At 46.6% G+C, this 19,493-nt stretch carries 13 protein-coding genes; 6 read left to right on the forward strand and 7 right to left on the reverse strand.

What is annotated here, in order from left to right; translation table 11 throughout:
* Window positions 1-122 precede the first annotated feature (122 nt).
* From A0256_14675 to A0256_14685, 3 genes are read right to left on the reverse strand one after another with little or no spacing between them, the layout of a single operon-like run.
* Complete coding sequence (locus tag A0256_14675; GenBank protein ID AMR32579.1) at window positions 123-1,283, reverse strand: hypothetical protein; 1,161 nt, start codon at window positions 1,281-1,283, stop codon at window positions 123-125.
* Complete coding sequence (locus A0256_14680; protein AMR32580.1) at window positions 1,280-5,671, reverse strand: acriflavine resistance protein B; 4,392 nt, start codon at window positions 5,669-5,671, stop codon at window positions 1,280-1,282. Before A0256_14680 ends, A0256_14675 begins: the two co-directional genes overlap by 4 nt.
* A 59-nt stretch (window positions 5,672-5,730) precedes the next feature.
* The gene (locus A0256_14685; protein ID AMR32581.1) at window positions 5,731-6,120 is read right to left on the reverse strand and encodes a hypothetical protein; all 390 of its coding nucleotides are present in this window, start codon (window positions 6,118-6,120) and stop codon (window positions 5,731-5,733) included.
* A gap of 370 nt (window positions 6,121-6,490) precedes the next feature.
* Between A0256_14685 and A0256_14690 the strand changes: the two genes are divergently transcribed.
* Window positions 6,491-7,438, forward strand: a complete 948-nt coding sequence (locus A0256_14690; GenBank protein AMR34559.1) for an arabinosidase — start codon at window positions 6,491-6,493, stop codon at window positions 7,436-7,438.
* 138 nt (window positions 7,439-7,576) lie between these two features.
* Here the strand turns inward: A0256_14690 and A0256_14695 are convergent, their stop codons facing one another.
* Together A0256_14695 and A0256_14700 are read right to left on the reverse strand one after the other, a co-directional pair.
* Window positions 7,577-8,638 carry a hypothetical protein gene (locus A0256_14695; protein AMR32582.1) on the reverse strand — a complete coding sequence of 354 codons (1,062 nt, stop codon included), beginning with the start codon at window positions 8,636-8,638 and terminating at the stop codon, window positions 7,577-7,579.
* 430 nt (window positions 8,639-9,068) lie between these two features.
* Entirely contained in the window at window positions 9,069-9,359 is a 291-nt protein-coding gene (locus A0256_14700) for a hypothetical protein (protein AMR32583.1), read from the reverse strand.
* An 860-nt stretch (window positions 9,360-10,219) separates the two neighbouring features.
* Here A0256_14700 and A0256_14705 point away from each other — a divergent pair.
* Both A0256_14705 and A0256_14710 read left to right on the forward strand, forming a co-directional pair.
* Window positions 10,220-11,698 carry a nicotinate-nucleotide adenylyltransferase gene (locus A0256_14705; GenBank protein AMR34560.1) on the forward strand — a complete coding sequence of 493 codons (1,479 nt, stop codon included), beginning with the start codon at window positions 10,220-10,222 and terminating at the stop codon, window positions 11,696-11,698.
* 125 nt (window positions 11,699-11,823) lie between these two features.
* A complete protein-coding gene (locus A0256_14710) occupies window positions 11,824-13,038 on the forward strand; it encodes a glucose dehydrogenase (GenBank protein AMR32584.1) in 1,215 nt (404 codons plus the stop codon).
* Window positions 13,039-13,110: 72 nt separating this feature from the next.
* On the opposite strand, the gene A0256_14715 is transcribed toward A0256_14710, so the two are convergent.
* Window positions 13,111-13,308, reverse strand: a complete 198-nt coding sequence (locus A0256_14715) for a hypothetical protein (protein AMR32585.1) — start codon at window positions 13,306-13,308, stop codon at window positions 13,111-13,113.
* A gap of 511 nt (window positions 13,309-13,819) precedes the next feature.
* On the opposite strand from A0256_14715, the gene A0256_14720 reads away from it, so the two are divergent.
* On the forward strand, window positions 13,820-14,365 hold the full coding sequence (locus tag A0256_14720; GenBank protein ID AMR32586.1) for a transposase: 546 nt from the start codon (window positions 13,820-13,822) through the stop codon (window positions 14,363-14,365).
* A gap of 408 nt (window positions 14,366-14,773) precedes the next feature.
* Here A0256_14720 and A0256_14725 read toward each other — a convergent pair whose 3' ends face one another.
* Window positions 14,774-15,853, reverse strand: coding sequence for a hypothetical protein (locus A0256_14725; protein AMR32587.1), 1,080 nt, complete (start codon window positions 15,851-15,853; stop codon window positions 14,774-14,776).
* 735 nt (window positions 15,854-16,588) lie between these two features.
* Between A0256_14725 and A0256_14730 the strand changes: the two genes are divergently transcribed.
* Together A0256_14730 and A0256_14735 are read left to right on the forward strand one after the other, a co-directional pair.
* Complete coding sequence (locus A0256_14730) at window positions 16,589-17,836, forward strand: efflux transporter periplasmic adaptor subunit (GenBank protein ID AMR32588.1); 1,248 nt, start codon at window positions 16,589-16,591, stop codon at window positions 17,834-17,836.
* A 4-nt stretch (window positions 17,837-17,840) separates the two neighbouring features.
* Entirely contained in the window at window positions 17,841-19,298 is a 1,458-nt protein-coding gene (locus A0256_14735; protein ID AMR32589.1) for a hypothetical protein, read from the forward strand.
* Window positions 19,299-19,493: the final 195 nt, after the last annotated feature.

The raw sequence follows: 19,493 nt of genomic DNA on the forward strand, positions 1-19,493 counted from the left end.
CATATCAACTCCAAATGGGCAGGGAATTGGGATGATAAGCTAATTAAATATCCGTTTACAAACCTTAGATCAAACAAAAAAAGCGCTGAATTTTCAACGCTTTTTTTGTTTAAAGGGTAAAACTAACCGCCATCCTCAACTGAATTTTTCATGGCAGAGAGAATAGAAAAAGCGCCTTTTAGTACAAATTGGCGATCTTTTAATTCCGGCTTGTTGAAGTGGACTTCGTTCCAGCCATTTTCTTTAATGCCAATGGTAACCGGCACCATGCTGAATATGGTGTTCTTTCCTTTTTTATCTGCAAGGAAAGCGTACATTTTCCCCTCGAAGCTAGTCAATGCAGCGTCGGGTAACGCGGTGATGTTTTGCGGATTAGTTTCTATTGATGCCTGCAAGAACATATTTGGCAATAAATTCTTGTCGGTTTTTAAAAAGTGGCAATGCACAATAACACTGTGAGTGGTATCCAGCGCCTGACCAATTAAAATCACTTTGCCCGGGTATACCTTATCCGGCAGGCTGGGTAAACTGATACTTACTCCATTGCCTATAGAGATCTTTGGCATGTCCTGCTCAAAAACCGTTAGTGCGGCGTGGATGTCGCTGGTGTTCACCAGCTCCATCAATACGTCGGTTGGGTTAACGTAGCGGCCCACACTAACATTTACCTTGGAAACGAACCCGGAAATAGGAGAAACGATCCCTATAACCGACCGGATATTAGCCGCGGTAAGTTTATGCGGATCGATCCCAATCATCCGTAGTTTTTGCGCTAGTCCGGCGGCCTGTGCCTGTTCGCTGTTATATTCCGACTGCGATTGCTGGTACAACTTTAGCGGACTAGCCTGCTGCTGGCTCAGCACCCGCTGCCTTTCCAGTTCCTGCTTCAGAAAGGTTATTTTACTCATACTGGTTAAATAATCCTGCTGCATGGTAATATATTCCTGGTTGGCAACTTCTGCCACCACCTGCCCTTTATGAACAGGTTCGCCGGGGAGCATGGTGGTACGTTTTAGGAAACCACCCATAGGCACGTTTACAGCAATCAGGTTCTCCGGTGGTACATCCACCTGTCCGTTAACGTGAATGGTGCTTGATAAACGGTGCATAGGCAAGGCGCCGATATCTATACCGCCATTTTTAACTTGATCTGGTGAAAATAAAATGGTGTTACCCTTAGCCTTGTTTTGTTCCGGCGCGGGGCGTTCCTTATCTTTCTTATCCTCCTTAGATCCGCAGGAGCTTAGCAGGATTAATGCAATGACTATATGGTGAATTTTCATGGTTTTTCTTTTTGTGCCTGGTAATACCAAAGCGTATTGATGGTTTGATCTAATTGCAGCAGCGCTTCCAGGCGGTCGGTTCTTAGTTGAACGGACTGGTTATAAAGGTTAGCCCATTCCAGGTAGCTAATCTGCCCGTTTGTGAACGAAAGATTAGCGGTCCTTACCAATTCGGCCGCTTGCTTGGAGGCGAAGTTTTCATAGTAGCTCAGGGCTTGCAATTGCTGGCGGTAGTGCTGTATGTTTTGCTTCCATTGGCCCAGCCATTCGGCTTGCTTTTGCGTAAGGGAGAATTCGGCCGCCTTTTTCTGGTACGTTGCCGATCGGGTGGCTGCACGGTACTGCCCGTAAAATAGCGGAATGTGCAGGCCAAGCATGTACGAAGAAAACCGGTTACCCTGGGTTAAGCTTCGCGCGGCGTTGTTGATATCCGGGCCAACAAAGCTTTGGTTACTGTAGCTCAAACTTATTTCTGGCAGCGCCTTACTTCGGTTGAGCTGTACTTTGCGGTCGTAAATTTCAACTTTTTGCTTTACCTGTTTTATTTCCGGGTTTTGTAAAGTAGATGCGGAATCGGGAACAAAATCCGACTGCCAGGCCGGTACATTGCTATCCGCAGGCAAATATAATTCAGTGGTGTTCATCAGCAACTGTAGCTTATTTTGCAAAATGCCCAGTTCTGTTTGTACCACCTGGCGCTGGTTGCGCAGCATACCAGCTTTGGCCTGTGCACTGGTGAGGTTGATCTTAGAAGTTTCTCCGATGTTAAACCTCAGCTGTTCCAGCTTAATCACCTGGGTAAAAACAGAATCCTGCTCGGCCAGCAGCGCCAGTTTGGCTATGGCGGCGGTCATTTGTACATAAGTGTCCCTTACCTGGTAGGCCAGCTGGTTTTTTATTACCTCCTCCTGTAAGGCGGTATAACCGGTTTCTGCATTCAGGTATTTTTTTTGTGATGCATAGTAGCCCGGTAAGGCAAACGTTTGGGTAGCAGCAAAGCGGTTATCGTTGTTTGGGCTATTAATATTGCCCGCATCAAAGGTGATCTGCGTTTTGGCCATATCATAAGCACTGCCCAGGTTTGCCCGTGACGATAGCGTTTGATTTTGTGCCGCCTTTACCGTTGTATTATTGGCGATTGCCTGGCTAACCGCTTCATTAACGGTAACCGGTTTGCCAGGGGGCAACTGTGCGCGTGCAGTCAAAGCAGTCAGGATCAATAAAACAGGTAATATCAGTTTGATCGGGTTCTTTTTGTTTTTCTCTGTTCCTTCCGGATCAGGTTTGGACGCAAATTGTTTATACAAGGCCGGCAATACCACCAGTGTTAAAAGCGTAGCCGTAATTAAACCGCCAATTACCACTGTTGCCAGCGGGCGCTGCACCTCTGCACCGGCATGGGTGGAAATCGCCATCGGGAAAAAACCTAAAGATGCCACGGTAGCCGTCATTAAAACGGGTCGTAACCGGTTTGAGGTTCCCTGCTTTATCCGCTCGTCAGGGTCATCAATTCCATCTTTTCTCAGTCGGTTGAATTCACTGATCAAAACTATCCCGTTTAAAACAGCTACCCCAAACAAGGCAATAAAGCCAATGCCTGCCGAGATACTGAAGGCCATCCCGCGCATCCACAATGCGAATACACCCCCCGTGGCAGCCAGCGGAATTGCCGAAAATACGATCAGCGCCTCCTTGAACTGATTAAAAGCGAAGTAGAGCAATATGAAAATAAAAAGGAGCGAAGCCGGAACGGCTATTGCCAGCCGCTTTTTTGCCGAGTTGAGATTTTCAAATTGGCCGCCATATGCTACGTGGTAACCGGCTGGCAGTTTTAGTTTTTGCTGAACCGCTGCCTGCAGTTCGGTTACTACACCTTCAACATCCCGACCGCGGATGTTAAACGAAACCGAGATCCTACGCTCGGCATTCTCGCGCTGGATCTGATTTGGTCCATCTTTTATTTCGATGGTGGCCAGCTGACTAAGCGGCACCTGGTTGCCGCCCGGGGTATTCACCAAAAGGGTGCCGATATTAGCCAGGCTGCTGCGGGCTGTATCGGCAATGCGCAGCACCACGTCAAATTGTTTCTCTTCCTCGTAAATACTGCCGGCTTTAATACCCGCAAAGGTTGCATTAACAATATGGTTCACCTGGCTTACCGTAACGTTATACTGCGATAATGCCGCACGGTTATAATGCACCACAATTTGCGGTAAACCGGTTATCTTCTCGGTATAAACATCTGCGGTGCCTTTTACCTTGCTCACCAGGCTACTTAACTTGCCAGATAGGGTAGACAGCTGCTGCAAATCGTCGCCAAAGATCTTTACGACCACATCTTGCTTGGCGCCTGATATCAGCTCGTTAAATCGCATCTGTACAGGGTACTCGAAACCTACGTTTAAACCTGGGATCAGCGCCAGCCGCTTACCAATGGTATCCTGAAGCCCCTGATAATCGTTAGCAGTTTTCCAGGTGGATTTATCGTTAAGGGTAATAAACATGTCGCATTGTTCCAGCGACATCGGGTCGGTCGGAATCTCTGCAGAGCCGATGCGGCAGGTAATTTGCTGCACTTCCGGGAAGCGCTCCAGCTCCTTGCAGGCCATCTCCATTCCTTTAATCGTCTGTGTTAAGGATGTGCCCGGTAAAAACCGTGCATCCAGGGCAAAATCGCCCTCTTCCAGCTGCGGAATAAATTCGCCCCCAAGCCCTTTAAACACAAAGTAAGAGGAGCCTACCAGCAATAAAGCAATTAAAATGACTGTTTTTGGATGGCCGGTAGCTTTTGCCAGCAGCGGTGAATACCGCTTTTGGATAGCCGCCATCATTTTATCCGAGAAGCCATTCTTCTTTTCTGCCTTTTTCTTCATCGTCAGGGCGGTCATCATCGGAACATAGGTAAGCGATAAGATGAATGCACCAACAAGGGCAAAGGCTACGGTCTCCGCCATCGGCCTGAACATTTTTCCTTCTATACCTTCCAGGCTTAAAATTGGCAGATAAACCACCAGGATAATCACCTGGCCAAAAATGGCACTGCTCATCAAACGGGATGCTGAACTTTTTACTTCTACATCCACTTCGTCCTGAGAAAATTCCGGGTTGGCATGTTCGCTGATCTTCTCTTTAAAACGGTGCATTACACCTTCTACAATGATAACGGCACCGTCTACTATCAAACCAAAATCCAACGCGCCGAGGCTCATTAAATTGGCAGATACATGGAAGAGATTCATCACGATAAGCGCGAAGAGCATGGCCAGCGGAATCACTGATGCCACCACCAGGCCCGACCGGATGTTACCCAGGAATAGCACCAGCACAAAAATCACGATCAAAGCTCCTTCTATTAAATTGCGCTTTACGGTAGATATCGAGTTATCCACCATTTTGCTCCTTTCATAATAAGGGAGGATGGTAACGCCTTCGGGCAGTCGTTTCTTGATCTCCTCTATCCGCAGCTTAACCTCTTTTACTACCGAAAGCGCATTGGCTCCCTTAAGCATCAGTACTACGGCACCGGATACTTCACCATATTTGTTATTGTACATCGCCCCGAAACGGATGGCGCTGCCTTCGGCAACATTAGCCACATCGCCCAGCTTCAGTGGTACGCCGTTAACCATTTTTACGGGCATTGCCCGCAGGTCGGCAACCGAGGTAGCTAAGCCCTCTGTGCGAATGTAGTAGGCATTAGGGCCATGCTCAATGTAAGCACCACCTGTATTTTCATTATTTTGCTGTACGGCGTAGTAAACTTCATCTAAAGTAAGGCCCAGGCTTTTGATGCGCATCGGGTCTATCACTACTTCATATTGCTTCAGTTTACCGCCAAGGCTGCTTACATCAGCCACACCGGGTACACCCAGCAGCTGCCGTCTTACAATCCACTCCTGCATGGTCCGCAGGTCGGTAAGGGAGTATTTGTTTTCATAGCCCGGTTTCGGCACCACATAATATTGGTAAACCTCACCAAGGCCTGTAGTTACCGGGCCCATATCCGGTTCGCCAATGCCCGGCGGTATCATGCCTTTCAACTGGTTCAGCCTTTCGCTTACCTGCTGGCGGGCTTTAGTTATATCCACATTATCGTCAAACACCACGGTGACGTTGGAGAGGCCAAAACGCGATATCGAACGCATTTCTTTCAGCTGCGGCATCGACGCCATTAGCCTTTCGGTTGGCATTGTTATCAGGCGTTCCACCTCCGGTGCTGCCAGCGAGGGCGAAACCGTGATGATCAACACCTGGTTGTTGGTAATGTCAGGAACTGCATCCACAGGGAGTTTGCTGGCAGAAAATATTCCGCCGGCTATCAATAACAGGACAAATAACCCCACTATAAGCTTATTCCTGACCGAGAATTCTATAATTCGGTCAATCATATTTATTTGCTTAATATTAATAAAATATGCACAGCTTAAAACTGTTGTAAATTAAAGTATTAAACGGCTTTTGGAGGCTGGAAAAAATCTGACGGGTAGGCGGAAGGCATACCAAAGTCATGTATGGGCGGGTTGTTCTTAGGAACATAATTAGCCGTAGCGGCTAACCGGATACATAAAGGCGGCAATGATAAATGGAGCGACAGGAAATGCGTGTCAACTGTTTTAAAGGGTAACTGCATATCCTGCGCATAATCTGCATCTACAACAGTTTTGTCAAAATAGTGCATTTTAATAAAACCGTAGGCAGTGGTATCAGGGTATAATTGTTTATGCTGGATAAAATGTGCTACGAGCAAGGGTACTTTAAGCACCTCTCCAAATTGGGTACTCTGCACCATAAATATAAACAGTAAAAATTTAGCCATCCGTATTTTCATCAGCTGCACTTACCGTTTGTTTGTTGTTGATAGTTTAAAAATACGTTTGATGGGGTTTTGCAACATAATAACCTGCTTTGCATCTATATCAATATCAGCATTCAAAACAATTACGGTAAATATAGTAAGGATCGTTATTATTTACGCTGATTGTTCTAATTTGATATTACGAACACAAATTTAGCATATTAGTTTATTGTTTTAGTGAAGAGAGACGGGGTGTTCTACACACTGTAGTTTTAAACACTACAGTGAAATAATTTATTATTTTAGCCAATCATCCGGGCTTAAAAAGCCGATCGCTTTTTAGGGGTCCATAATAATTGCCTATTTGTATAACTTAGAATTCAAAATGAGATCAGTACTAATCGTCGCATTCATTTGCTTAAACGCCATTGCCGGGGTAGCCCAATCAAAAAAAGCCGCCGCAGAACCTTTTTGCAGTGCTTACTTATTCACCTACTTTACGGGTGACAAGGGTGGGGAAGCCATAAGGTTTGCGCTGAGCAGCGATGGTTATAAGTTTAAAGCGCTCAATCACAATCAACCGGTTATAAAATCTGCAGAAATTAGTTCAACAGGTGGCGTACGCGATCCCCACATCCTGCGGGGTGCTGATGGCAAAACATTTTTTATGGTTGCTACCGATATGAATACCGATAAATTTGGATGGGGCCCGGATTCTGCCATGGTGCTGCTAAAATCCACCGACTTAATTCACTGGCAATCGCATGTGGTGAACGTGCCCAAAGTCTTTAAAGAATTTGCCGGTGTAAACCGTGTTTGGGCACCGCAAACTATTTATGACCCTAAGGTTAATAAATATATGATCTATTGGTCTATGCGGTTTGGTGAAGGACCAGATAAAATCTATTATGCCTATGCCAACAAGGATTTTACAGGCCTTGCAACCGTTCCCAAACAACTGTATTTCAAACCGGATGGCGGTTCGTGCATAGACGGCGATATTGTAAAAAAAGATGGCAAGTATTACCTGTTCTTCAAAACCGAAGACAAAGGGAAAGGGATAAAAATAGCGGTATCAAATCAACTGACAACAGGGTATTTGCTGAATGATAAATATGTGCAACAGACCACATCGCCGGTTGAAGGCGCCGGCGTTTTCAAACTCAACAACAGTGCCGACTATATACTGATGTATGACCGGTACACCGAGGGCAAATACCAGTTTACCCGCAGCACCAACCTGGAGGATTTTAAGGTAATAGATAATGATGTTACGATGGATTTCCACCCGAGGCACGGCACGGTTATGCCTATCACGGCCGCCGAAGTGGAAACCTTAAAAAGCGCCTGGGGAGAATGAGCCTTTGATACCCTAACTCATTAACAATATTATTGTATGCTGTCTGCTCGTATTTTTGGAGCTGCGCGTTGCTCCGGCCCCTTGTGCTAAACGCTTCCAATTCCCTTTTGTAGTATCAGGCAGGTAAGAGCAAAACTTTTATTTTTTCACCACTATTATCTTTCTGATCAGGGCATCATTTGCTCCATTGGTAAGTGTTACCGCCTTACCATTTTTCCAATAAGTAGCTGTTGATCCGTTTGATGTTTCCGTGTATCCTCCTACATATATATCATTATCTGATAGTGCAATACTTAGTGCAAATGCGCCATTTGTATCATTATTAAGCATAACCGGGTTGCCGTTTTTCCAGTATTTGGCAGCAATTGATTGGCCGTTAGCACCCGGTCCAGATCCTGCCACATACACATCATTGCCGGCCGCAGCTATGGCGTATCCCCGTGCATCTTGTGTTCCGTCATTGATTGTAACGGGTGTCCCGAAGTTTTTCGAATAGCTGGTTTGAAGCTTGCCGGATGTATTATACGTTGCAGACCACGCCGCATAAACATCGCTGCCCGATACCGCTATAGACTGGTCGGTAGCGTAAGTGCTCCGGTCGGTAAGATCTGTCAGCTGGCCATTTTTCCAATAACAAACAATCGGCGAAGACACGTCAAGCGATCTTGTACCAATTACATATACATCATTATTAACTACGGCAATTGCGCTGGCAACGGCCCCAACGTTACCACTGGGCAAAGACATGGCAATTCCGTTTTTCCAGTATTTTGCAATGTAGTTGGAACTTCCATTTTGCGCCTCAGCGCCGGCGATATAAACATCATTACCTGCTATTAAAATATCATTCGCCATGGCATACTTGGTTCCGTCGGTAAGGTTAACACTCACACCATTCTTCCAGTATTTCGCTATAGATTTCCCATCACCAACAGACTGCGATCCCGCAACATACACGTCGCCGCCCAATATTGCCATACCATGTGCGTCAGACCCTGCTGAGCCCAATGTTATGGCATCGCCATTTTTCCAATAAGTAGCCATGAAGTTGATCCGTCCGGCTGCGTATACATCTGCCGTTGAGGCATCCCCTCCAGGCTGCGGAGAAGGGGTGTCACCTCCTTTTTTGTGACAAGCCGTAAAAGCCAGCGAAATAATTAATGAGGCCGCAAGGTAGTTAAGTAAACTTTTCTTTTTCATATTTCGTAAGGTAATCGTCAGTAAATCTGAATTGACATTACATGTTTAGTCGTAATTTGTTTTAATTTTTAGTTAATCATATTTGTTTTTATAGTTAAGCCTTTTTAACTATATATGGAATTGAAATTAACAAGGAGTATGGTCACCCCTGCAATTCTAACCAAACGATGATCTATTAACCCGCTTGAATGCTTCGGTGCGCCTAAAAAGGCAATCATTTGTGCAATGCCTGCGGCCCGCGCTTTCCAGGGCTTCGCGTTGCTCCGGCCCTTCGGGCTAAACCCTTCCAATCGCTATTGCGATGCTGCCGGGGGGGTGATTGATTGGCGTGGTACTCATAAGGGGTAGTGTGATAGCGGATTAAACAACAAGCCAAGCGCTACGTAGGAGGCACTTCTGACGGAAACCTTTATTGTAATAGTCTACCGATCTACTCAACAAACCACTCCACCAATTCTTCCCATTCCTTTTCCAAACTCACCTCCGGGCGCTTTTTTCCGGCTTTTCTGTACCAGTAGTCGGCGTTCCAGTTGTCGCCTTCTTTGCGGTGCAGATAGGCATGTACCCACGCCGATGCCTGGTCGTTCAGTTGATCTACCTGGGCATGGGCCTGGTGCCAATTGCCTTTGCCATCATACCAGAGGCTTTTTAGCTGTACCGAAAGTTGGCTATTTGGTTGGTCAGCGGTGAGCGACGATTTAAAATCGGCTAAAGTTTTCATGTTTTGCGTTAAATCCTGCAAGCAATATTAATAAAACATAGGTTTATACGGTAATTTATAATCGCTTATAGGATCTATTTTTAAACCTTGTGCGGATCGCCCAGCGGGTTTTCGGCCTGCCTGTACAAATCTGCCTCGCCTTCGGCTAATTTCGGCGGGATGCCTGGTGAGGGTACAGGTGTGTTAGTGCCATCATTTAGCGGCGGTGTTTTAACGGTTGTTCTTTTTCTCTTGGGTTTCGGCTCTTTCATACTTGTACAAGCATCGTGCTACCTTATTGTTTCAATAGGTGGCAGATGAACCACGTGCCAATCGGGCAGGGCCGTGATCTCCGCGTTAGGGGTAGTAGCGGATACCGGCCAGGTGGTTAAGGCCCGTGCAGTATGAGCGGATGACCCGGGCCGAAGGCAACGCCCTCAGTGTGAAGCCATTTTATTACCGTTTTTGATCCAATTTACCTACAGGTGTTTCACCATACGAATGTGAATCACCTGAAACAGCATATTGCCTGATAATCAGGTTTTTAGAGTTTTTGGTGAATCACCATTTTCAGCAATCGGATCATTAAATATTTAATCTTCAGTCAGTTAGATAAATGTATAATATACTTTAAAACGGAGTGAATCACCCTGCACCCTTGCCGCTAGTCTATAAGTATAATCCTGAATGGGGTTTACTTGTTGCAAACAAAATTCTCCAAAATACGCTGATTCATAAGTTAACGTTACTTATATAGTTTTCATTGAACATTATGTTTAATTTTGATTTTTCTAAAGTTTAGGTTCGTATAACCGAAAAGTCGTATTTTTATTCGGATTTAATTGACCACACCGGGTTACCGGAACACAAAAGCTAAGCGTATGAGTACCGTCCACAACAGAGATATCGGAACCAAGCAAAAAGCGCTTGCCATTAACCTGGATCCCACTATTTACGGTTCCTTTGCCGAAATAGGAGCAGGCCAGGATGTTGCTGCCAATTTTTTTAAGGCAGGTGCATCGTCGGGAACTATAGCTAAAACCATGTCGGCCTACGATATGCTATTTTCTGATGCTATTTATGGCGCCCAACAGGTGAAACGCTATGTAAGTGAAAACAGGCTGATAGCTATGCTGGAGCGTGAATATGGGCTGCTGATTGAGCGCCTGGCCGAGCAACGCGGCAATACCACTACTTTTTTTGCTTTTTCTGATACGGCCTCCGCACTTAATTACCACAAAACAAATGATGGTCACGGCTGGATGGGCGTACGTTTTCAACTGAAACCAAACGGCGAATACAACGATGTGGTGCTGCATGTTAAAATGCTGGATAACGACAATAACCTGCAGCAGCAGGCAGTGGGTATATTGGGGGTTAACCTTATATACGCTTGTTTTTACTATAACCAAAACCCGCCGGTTTTTTTGGCCTCGTTGATGGATGACCTGTCTAAAGACCGGATCCAGATTGATATGATCCGCTTTGAAGGGCCTGATTTTGTGAAGGTGGATAACCGACTGATGAGCCTGCACCTGGTAAAATATGGTTTTTCTGATGCAGCGGTTTTTGGCCCGGATGGCAATAACCTGCAGCCATCTGAAGTGCTTTATAAAAAGCATATCGTAGTGATCCGCGGGCGGTTCCGGCCGATTATCAACGTGCACCTGGATATGCTGAACACCGGCGTAAAGCAATTTATGCAGGAGCCGGATGTAGATAAGGATAACGTGATTGTAGTAACGGAGCTAACCCTGCAGTCGCTAAAGGAGCGCAACGCGGATGAAGCTGCGGAGATTGACGAAAAAGACTTCCTGGATAGGGTGGATATCCTTTGTTCGCTGGGGCAAACGGTGCTGATCTCCAACTTCCACGAATACTATAAGCTGGTCGCCTATCTGTCTAAGATCACCAAGCTTAAACTGGGCGTGGTGCTGGGTTATCCCAACCTGGAATATATATTTTCTGAAGAGCATTACAAGGACCTTGCCGGCGGGATCCTGGAGTCGTTTGCAACGTTATTTAGCCGGAAGGTGAAGCTGTTTATCTATCCAACCCTGCGCGATGGGGTGATTTGGAACTGCCTGCGTTTTTACCCGCCGCCACATTTGATAGATCTGTACCGATACCTGATTGCCAATAATAAAATTGAGGACATCAGGCACTACAAAGAAAGCAACCTGCATGTACAAACAGATAAGGTATTGGAGCTGATTAAGCAAGGGGCGCCGGGCTGGGAGGAGTTTGTGCCACCAGAGGTTGCCGAAATGATAAAGAGCCGATGCCTTTTTGGTTACCATTGCGAAGTGCCGGTAAACGAGGCAGATACCAACGATGATGCCGTTGTTAATGTAGGCTAAATTAAACCTGCTGATTCGATACCGCCTGGCTACATGGCTGATTTTAACGGCGCAGCCGTATGAAATTCTGTAATTCAAAAACTAAATGCTACTTTAGTTTATCATTTATCTATTTGAATTACATTATGCTTTCAACACCTTCAAAAACGTTTCTTTTAGGGGCTTTGCTTTCGGTGAGTATCGTTGGTACAGTTTCGGCACAGCAAAATACGGGGTTGCCGCCTGTGGAAACTCAAAAGCCTAACAGCGATTATAAATCGGCATTTGCGGGCCAAACCCGCGCGCCGGGTGTGAAAACCGCAACGGCCATCTCAGCAACCGTCATCAGCACCGATTTAAAACAACCATGGGGCCTTCGGGTACTGCCCGACGGTCGTTTTTTGATCACCGAGAAACGCGGCACCATGCGCATCCTCAAAGCCAACGGGCAAGCTGATAAAACCATCACTAATCTCCCCGCTGTTGTAAACGAGGGGCAGGGCGGCCTGCTTGATGTTAACATCGACCCTGCTTTTGCTACCAACCGCATGATCTACTGGGATTATGCCGAGTCGGTAGCCGATGGCTACATCCTGGCGGTAGCCAAGGGTAAATTAGCGGCCAACGAAAGTTCTATAGAAAATATTAAAGTGATCTACCGCGCCATCCCGGCTTACAAGGGATCCGGGCAGTATGGTTCGCGGATTTTGTTTGATAAGCAGGGTAACCTGTTTGTAAGCACCGGCGAGCGATCCGGCAATGACATCCGGGTAAAGGCGCAGGATCTGGGTGCCGCTATCGGCAAAGTGATCCATATTACCAAAGAAGGTAAACCGGTTGCAGATGGTCCGTTTGCGGGTAAGGCAGGTGCATTGCCCGAGATCTTTGCCTACGGTTTTCGTAATCCTGAGGGCATGACCTGGAACCCAGCCACAGGCGAGCTTTGGGAAGCAGAATTTGGCCCCCGTGGCGGCGACGAGATCAATATCGTACGTGCCGGCAAAAACTATGGCTGGCCCGTAGTAACGTACGGCATTGAATACAGCGGAAGCAAAGTAGGAGAAGGTATTCAGCAAAAAGAGGGCGTTACCCAGCCAATTTACTATTGGGACCCGAGTATTTCTCCGGCAGGTATCACCTTTTATACCAGTAACGTAATCCCCGAATGGAAAGGCAACCTTTTCGTAGGCGGATTAAGCGGCTCGCATATTGCCCGGCTGGTGATCAAAAACAATAAGGTAGTAGGCGAGGAACGCCTGGTTAGGGATAAAAATGAACGCTGGCGTGCCCTTGCCACCGGTAAAGACGGCGCCCTTTATGGTGTTACCGATGGCGGTAAACTATACAGGATAGGCAAATAGCTTAACGGGTAGCACATGCCATCTGGTACAAATAGCAAAGGCAGGGACTTTAGTCCCTGCCTTTGCTATTTGCTAGTCTACCCAGCAAACGAGATCTATCTCTGATTGGATCTCTGGGGGCAGCGACTGGTTGACCACATGTACGCTCACCAGTTTTTTACCCCTTATTTTTACGCAGTCCATAATATGGAGTGCACGCTCTTTGAAAAAAGCATGGTACCTTATTTCAATTGCTGCCAAATTTTTGACAGCATGTTCCCTGCTTTCCATTTTAATGAATTTTAATTTGTGGGGTGAAAATTTGTTAGTGCAGGATGTAGGAAAAATAGAGAGGGAACGGTAATTATTGCAGCACTTCGTCGACCTATATAATTGAAATATTTGCAGTTTGTTTGGCGATAAGGTAAAAAAATACAGTGGGGTGGATAGTTTTTAGCAGGGTAGAGGCTTCGGTTTTGTTACAAGGAATGAGTTGCAAACTTTTGATTTTGGCATAATTGTATTTTTGGAATCGTAGCCTCTTCTTCCGGCTAGGCTGTTGAGTAGTAGTATGCAATTCAGCAGCGTTTTTATTTGCATTCGTATGAGCTGTATGCGGGCCACAAGCGAGGACGCTTGCGGCAGCGGGGGGGGGCAGTGGGCGACATCCGGCGGCAGAATACTTGTTTAGTTATTACTTCTGCTTGTAAGTCACTTTAATATGCTACAGCATACGTTCTCGCTTGTGGTCGCATGCAAATCGGATGTTGCTGTTAAATCTGGTATTTATTATTTTTAAACCATGAGCCGTAATTATAAATTTCATAACCCCGAAGGATTATACTTTGTAAGTTTTGCTACTATTTTTTGGATGGATGTTTTTGTAAGGCGGTTATATTTCGATTGCCTGGTAGACAATTTGAATCACTGCGTCGATGAAAAAGGCATGGAAATTTATGCCTGGTGCATTATGCCCAGTCACGTTCACTTGGTTTTTAAATCCACCATTGAAAAGCCGGATACGTTGATAGGCGGCTTTAAATCTTTTACTTCCCGCAAATTGACTAAGCTGATAGAAGAAAATATACAGGAAAGCCGCCGCGAATGGCTATTAAACGCTTTTAAAAAAGCAGGCGCAGCCAACTCAAATAATACGAATTACCAATTTTGGCAGCAGCACAATCAACCCATCGAATTGTGGAGCAATGCCGTTATTCAGCAAAAGATCGACTATACGCACAACAATCCTGTAGAAGCAGGCTTTGTTGAAAACGACTACGAATATTTGTACAGCAGCGCCCGCAATTACTGCGGCATACCCGGTCGCGTAAAAGTCATCGTGGATTAATAAGAATCCGTTGAGTTGCATGCGGGCCACAAGCGGGGACGCTTGCGGCAGCGGGCGCAGCGGTATACCTGTGTAATTTTCACTCCCGGCTGTAATATTACGTTAATATGCTACCGCAAGCGTCCTCGCTTGTGGCCGCGCGCTAAGTAGCCGATGTATTGTCCTAAAATAAGTTTACAGGTTAGGCAGGAACGCTTGCGGCAGCGGGGTTGAGTGTTCGCTTGGTGGTATCAATTCAATTATGCCAATAGGTTTTACATATGGAGAGTTCGGATTCAAGTCATGACGCTCAGAATATTCATTTATCAGAAAGCCGCAAAGAATTTTGTTTCTTGCGGCCGTCGTGTTATTGCGTAAGTAGCATATGGTTACCAGTCCATTGCCCTGTCATTAAAATGCATCCTGGTATTACAGCGTTTTTTTAATCACTCTTATTGCACCGTAGTAGTCAGTTACAAAGATACCATATGGTTTTACCGTGATGCCACTTAAAAGGGTAAACTCAGCTTTGTCCGCAGGCCCGTCCAGGATACCGTAACCGCCTGTATAAGAGGTAAGGGCTGTTTCCACTCCGGTGCTGCTAATGTGACTCACCATATTATACAGGTCAGTTGTCGCCAATGGGTTTTTAACTTTGATAATAAAAAAATTTTCCTGGCTGGTTTCGTTAAAATTCTTATCGCGCTTGGCTGGTCCAAAATCTCTGATGTAAGTATCAGCTTCATTAAGTTTAAATATGGTGCTTACCGTACCGCCAACGGTAACTCTTCGCAATTTTTGGCCGTTATAGTCATATGGGTCGCTGCTGTTATTATCCAGGATGTATAGGTTGCCGTCGGCAGCAAACTTAATCGCTATGATCCGGTTAAACCGCGCTGTAGCGGCTGGTCCGTCGGCAGTGCCGCTCACGCCGGTCTGGCCAGCCAGTACGGTTGCTATACCGGCAGGGCTCACCTTCACAATGCGGCGGTTCTGCGAATCTGCAATATAGAGGCTACTATCAGGCCCTATTGCCACATCGGTCGGTCCGTTAAGACTCAAACTCAACGGCACATAACTTAAATGCTTATTGCGGTCTATTTTATAAATTTTATTGGCTCTTGTAAGCGTTCCGTAAACGGTACCGTTACTACCGGCCTTAAGGCCGCCTTCGCCAAGTAGGCCAGTATTATCACTCGGTAAGGTTACGAGTAGTTTTCCCACGCCTGCTTGCGTATAGCTAAAAACCTGGTGAGTGTAGGAGGATGTAAAATAAAGGGTGCCATTAGCATCGCTGCAAATTCTTGCCGGCGTTGTTTGTTTGTAAATGGTGGCCACTTCATACTGGCTGCTTACGCTCGGCAAGTTAGCCGCCAGTCTGTTTGCTGCCGAAATTGATTTTCCTTCGGTAAGAGGCGATAAAGGATTATCTTTTTTGCAATTGCTTAGCAACGATGCAACGCAAAGCCCCCAAGCCAGCAACGCTGTCTTTTGTTGTAATGTTTTCATAGTGTAATGGTTATGATGGTTTAATAAAGTACCAGGGGTGGGTACAAATCAAATGTAGGCAGATGCCCGGCACTAAGGGCGGCCTTGACGGAACTTGTGCTGAAATTGTATAAAGGTATGACCTACTAATCCCCTTTAACTTGAAGATGCCGGCCCGGTCTACACATAAAAAAGGCATATGAAAATGGATTTGATCTGAGACCAGTTTGCATGTCTGTTGATGATCTTGCTGATGACTAAACGTATCGATGACCGCTTGGGCGTAAGATATCAATAAGCGAATTGGCTTTTTGCGGTTCCCGGATCACGGGACTCTATAGTTACTGCAAAGGTCAATGCTTTAGACGGTATACTAGTGGCTACAGTAATTGTTGTTTTAAATCAGCAACCTCTATTTTTATCAGCACAGCAAGCGGCTTCCCTGTGGCCGTTTACAAAGAAATCATCTTGTTAATATCCAAAGGGCACTACAACAGATAAGCAGCTTTAGCAATAGGGATGGTCGCGGATACCGGCCCTGTGCGTAATGCCTGCAGGCGTATGAGCAGACAGCCCGGGCCGAAGGCATTGCCAAAATATATATCTATCCCCCTTTCCTAAATCCTTCCCAATCCCAAACCACTTTGTCCGAAATCGAACAAAAACCAATCTTTAAAATCTCATAAACTTCAGTAAATCAACAAACTAAGTTTGGTATGTCCCTTGCAAACCCCTATGCATTACAACGCATAGCAAATGGATCAGATTATAGAACAGGAAGTAACCGCCCGCAAACGCAAGAAGGGTATCATCATAGGGGCCGTAGCCGTTTTGGCACTCGTGGCTGCCGTGTGGCTGCTGCGCAGTACGCTGAAGGGCAGCATTAAACGCAGCGAGATCACTACTGCCGTAGTGCAGCAAGGCAGCGTGGAAAATACGCTTAACGCCACCGGCGAGGTGCTGCCCGAGTTTGAAGAGATCCTCACCAGTCCCATCAACGCCTCCATTAAAGTTGTACTGAAAGACGCGGGTACCAAAGTAATTGCCGGGAGTTCGATCCTCACGCTGGATAAGTCGGCCGCGAAAACGGAGTTTGACAAGATCAACTTCCAAATGCAGAGCAAGCGCAACGAGATCAGCAAGCTGAAACTCGACCTCAACAAAAGCTTTTTCGATATCCAAAGCAACAACGACATTAAGCAGCTCCGCATCACCAACCTGGCCGATGCTGTTGAAAATGCCAAAAGACTGTTCAAAGCCGGCGGCGGCACCCGTGAAGGCATTGAGCAGGCCGAACTGAACCTGAAAGTGGCCCAGCTGGAAAAGAAACAGCTGGAGAACGAGATCAAAAGCAAACAGCAAACCATGCAGATAGAGATCAAAGAGGCGGAAATTGCTTTGGCGATCCAGGAAAACGACCAAAGCGCCTTACAGCGCAAACTCCAGTTAGCCAATATCATTGCCACCCGTGGCGGTGTAGTCACCTATGTAAATAAAAACATCGGCGCCACCGTTCGCGAAGGTGATGCGCTTGCCCGCATTGCCGACCTGGGCAGCTTTAAGGTGAACGGCAGCATCAGCGATAGCTATATGGATCAGCTGCGCAACGGCATGCCGGTGGTTGTGCGGATCAATGATAGTCAGCTGAAGGGGCACATTGTTAACGTGTACCCCTCGGTTCAAAATAGCATCGTTAGCTTCGATGTACAGCTGGACGAGCGTAACAGCAAACTGCTGCGACCGAATATGAAGGTGGATGTGTACCCGGTTACCGCCGTGCACGCCAAAACCATGCGGGTAACCAACGGTGCGGCCTTTAAGGGCCCGGCCAGCCAGGAGATCTTTGTGATCAACGGCAACAAAGCGGAGCGCAGGTCGGTGCATATCGGGCTCATCAATTTTGATTATGTAGAGATCATGGACGGTGTAAAACCAGGAGATATGGTGATTACATCGGATATGAGCGAGTACAAGAATGTAAAGGAACTCACCATTAAAGATTGATGCTATGAAATACCTGTACATCATCTTTTTTATCAGTCTTTGCACGTCAGCCTTTGCCCGCGGCGGGGGAGATACCGTATTACTAAGTCTGCAGGACGTGGTGGATATGGCTAAGCGCAATTCTATTGCCGCGAAACAAGCCGTAACCCAGCGCGAGAATAAGTATTGGCAGTATCGTACCTTTAAGTCGAATTACCAGCCGCAGTTATCGTTAAGCGGCAATTTGCCGGGCTATAGCAAAACTACCCAGCAGGTGCTGCAGCCGGACGGTACCATATTGTTCCAGCCGGTGCATAACGATAATTCTTCGCTGCAGCTGAATTTTAGCCAGAGCATTACCGCCACCGGTGGTTCGGTTTACGGTACCACCTCCATGCAGCGCTTTTACGACTTCGACCGGCATAACCAGCTCTATAATGGCGTGCCCTATGCCATAGGGTACAGCCAACCGCTGTTTCAGTTTAACCAGCTGCGCTGGGATAAAAAGATAGAGCCGCTGAAGTTTAACGAGAGCAAGCAGGCGTATATCGAATCGCAGGAGCAGATAGCGATCACGGTGAGCGGCTATTTTTTCGATCTGCTGCTGGCACAGGAAAATCTGAAGATAGCGGAAACCAACTTTACCAATACCGAAAAGATCCTGAAGATCGCCAACGTGAAGTTCGATTTGGGGAAGATCTCCAAAAACGAGATCCTGCAATTGCAGCTGGAACGCCTCAACGCGCAAAAGGCTGTAGGTACGGCCAAAAGGGATATGGAAATTGCTACTTTGAACCTGCGCACCTATACCGGTACGGAAGGGGAGCAGAAGATAGCGCTGGCCCTGCCGTCAACCATTATCAACATGACGGTATCGGCAGATAAGGTTTTGGAAGAGGCCTTTGCCAACCGCAGCGATGCCATTGCCTTTGTGCGCCGCATTGCCGAAGCCAAACGGGACGTAGCGAAAGCCAAAGGGCAAAACGGATTGATTGCTACCTTAACGGCCAACATCGGTTACAGCAATACGGCCCGCAACATCCCGGATGTGTACCGCAATCCGCAGAACCAGCAGTTACTGCAGCTGCAATTCGCCATCCCGGTGCTGGATTGGGGGCGGTCCAAATCCCGCGAGAAGACCGCACAAGCCAATGAGCAGTTTGTGGAATACGCCGTGGAGCAGGACAAACAAACCTTCAAACAGCAGATCGTAACGCAGGTTACACTGTTCAATATGATGAAAGATCAGCTGGTGTTTACCGCCCAGGCGGATAGTATTGCATCGGAAAAGTACAAAATAGCCCGCGACCGCTATGTGCTCGGCGACCTCAGCATTACCGATCTTAGCATCGCCTTTCAGGAAAACGACCAGGCCAAACGCGACTACGTAGCCGCCCTTCGCGATTTTTGGGGAGCCTATTACCAGTTAAGATATTTAAGCTTGTACGATTTTGAAAGAAAAGAAAAGATAAGTTATAAATGAGTCGGGAAGATAGAAAGTCTGAAAGAAAGTCCGAAAGTCCGAAAGTCCGGAAGTCTGAAAGTCCGAAAGTCCGAAAGACGGAGCTTCACCCTCTTTGCGTAGCAGAGAGGGTCGGGCAGCGAAGCGAACCCGGGGTGAGTTAACTAATGAACTATAAAATTAATATAATCAATAAATCACTAAATCAATAAATCA

It is taken from the genome of Mucilaginibacter sp. PAMC 26640 (assembly GCA_001596135.1).
In the GTDB taxonomy this organism is placed as follows: domain Bacteria; phylum Bacteroidota; class Bacteroidia; order Sphingobacteriales; family Sphingobacteriaceae; genus Mucilaginibacter.

Excerpts from the sequence above, each read along its gene's own strand:
- A0256_14675 (AMR32579.1), bottom strand. The coding sequence starts at position 1,283 with ATGAAAATTCACCATATAGTCATTGCATTAATCCTGCTAAGCTCCTGC.
- A0256_14680 (AMR32580.1), bottom strand. The coding sequence starts at position 5,671 with ATGATTGACCGAATTATAGAATTCTCGGTCAGGAATAAGCTTATAGTG.
- A0256_14695 (AMR32582.1), bottom strand. The coding sequence starts at position 8,638 with ATGAAAAAGAAAAGTTTACTTAACTACCTTGCGGCCTCATTAATTATT.
- A0256_14700 (AMR32583.1), bottom strand. The coding sequence starts at position 9,359 with ATGAAAACTTTAGCCGATTTTAAATCGTCGCTCACCGCTGACCAACCA.
- A0256_14705 (AMR34560.1), top strand. The coding sequence starts at position 10,220 with ATGAGTACCGTCCACAACAGAGATATCGGAACCAAGCAAAAAGCGCTT.
- A0256_14710 (AMR32584.1), top strand. The coding sequence starts at position 11,824 with ATGCTTTCAACACCTTCAAAAACGTTTCTTTTAGGGGCTTTGCTTTCG.
- A0256_14715 (AMR32585.1), bottom strand. The coding sequence starts at position 13,308 with ATGGAAAGCAGGGAACATGCTGTCAAAAATTTGGCAGCAATTGAAATA.
- A0256_14720 (AMR32586.1), top strand. The coding sequence starts at position 13,820 with ATGAGCCGTAATTATAAATTTCATAACCCCGAAGGATTATACTTTGTA.
- A0256_14725 (AMR32587.1), bottom strand. The coding sequence starts at position 15,853 with ATGAAAACATTACAACAAAAGACAGCGTTGCTGGCTTGGGGGCTTTGC.
- A0256_14730 (AMR32588.1), top strand. The coding sequence starts at position 16,589 with ATGGATCAGATTATAGAACAGGAAGTAACCGCCCGCAAACGCAAGAAG.
- A0256_14735 (AMR32589.1), top strand. The coding sequence starts at position 17,841 with ATGAAATACCTGTACATCATCTTTTTTATCAGTCTTTGCACGTCAGCC.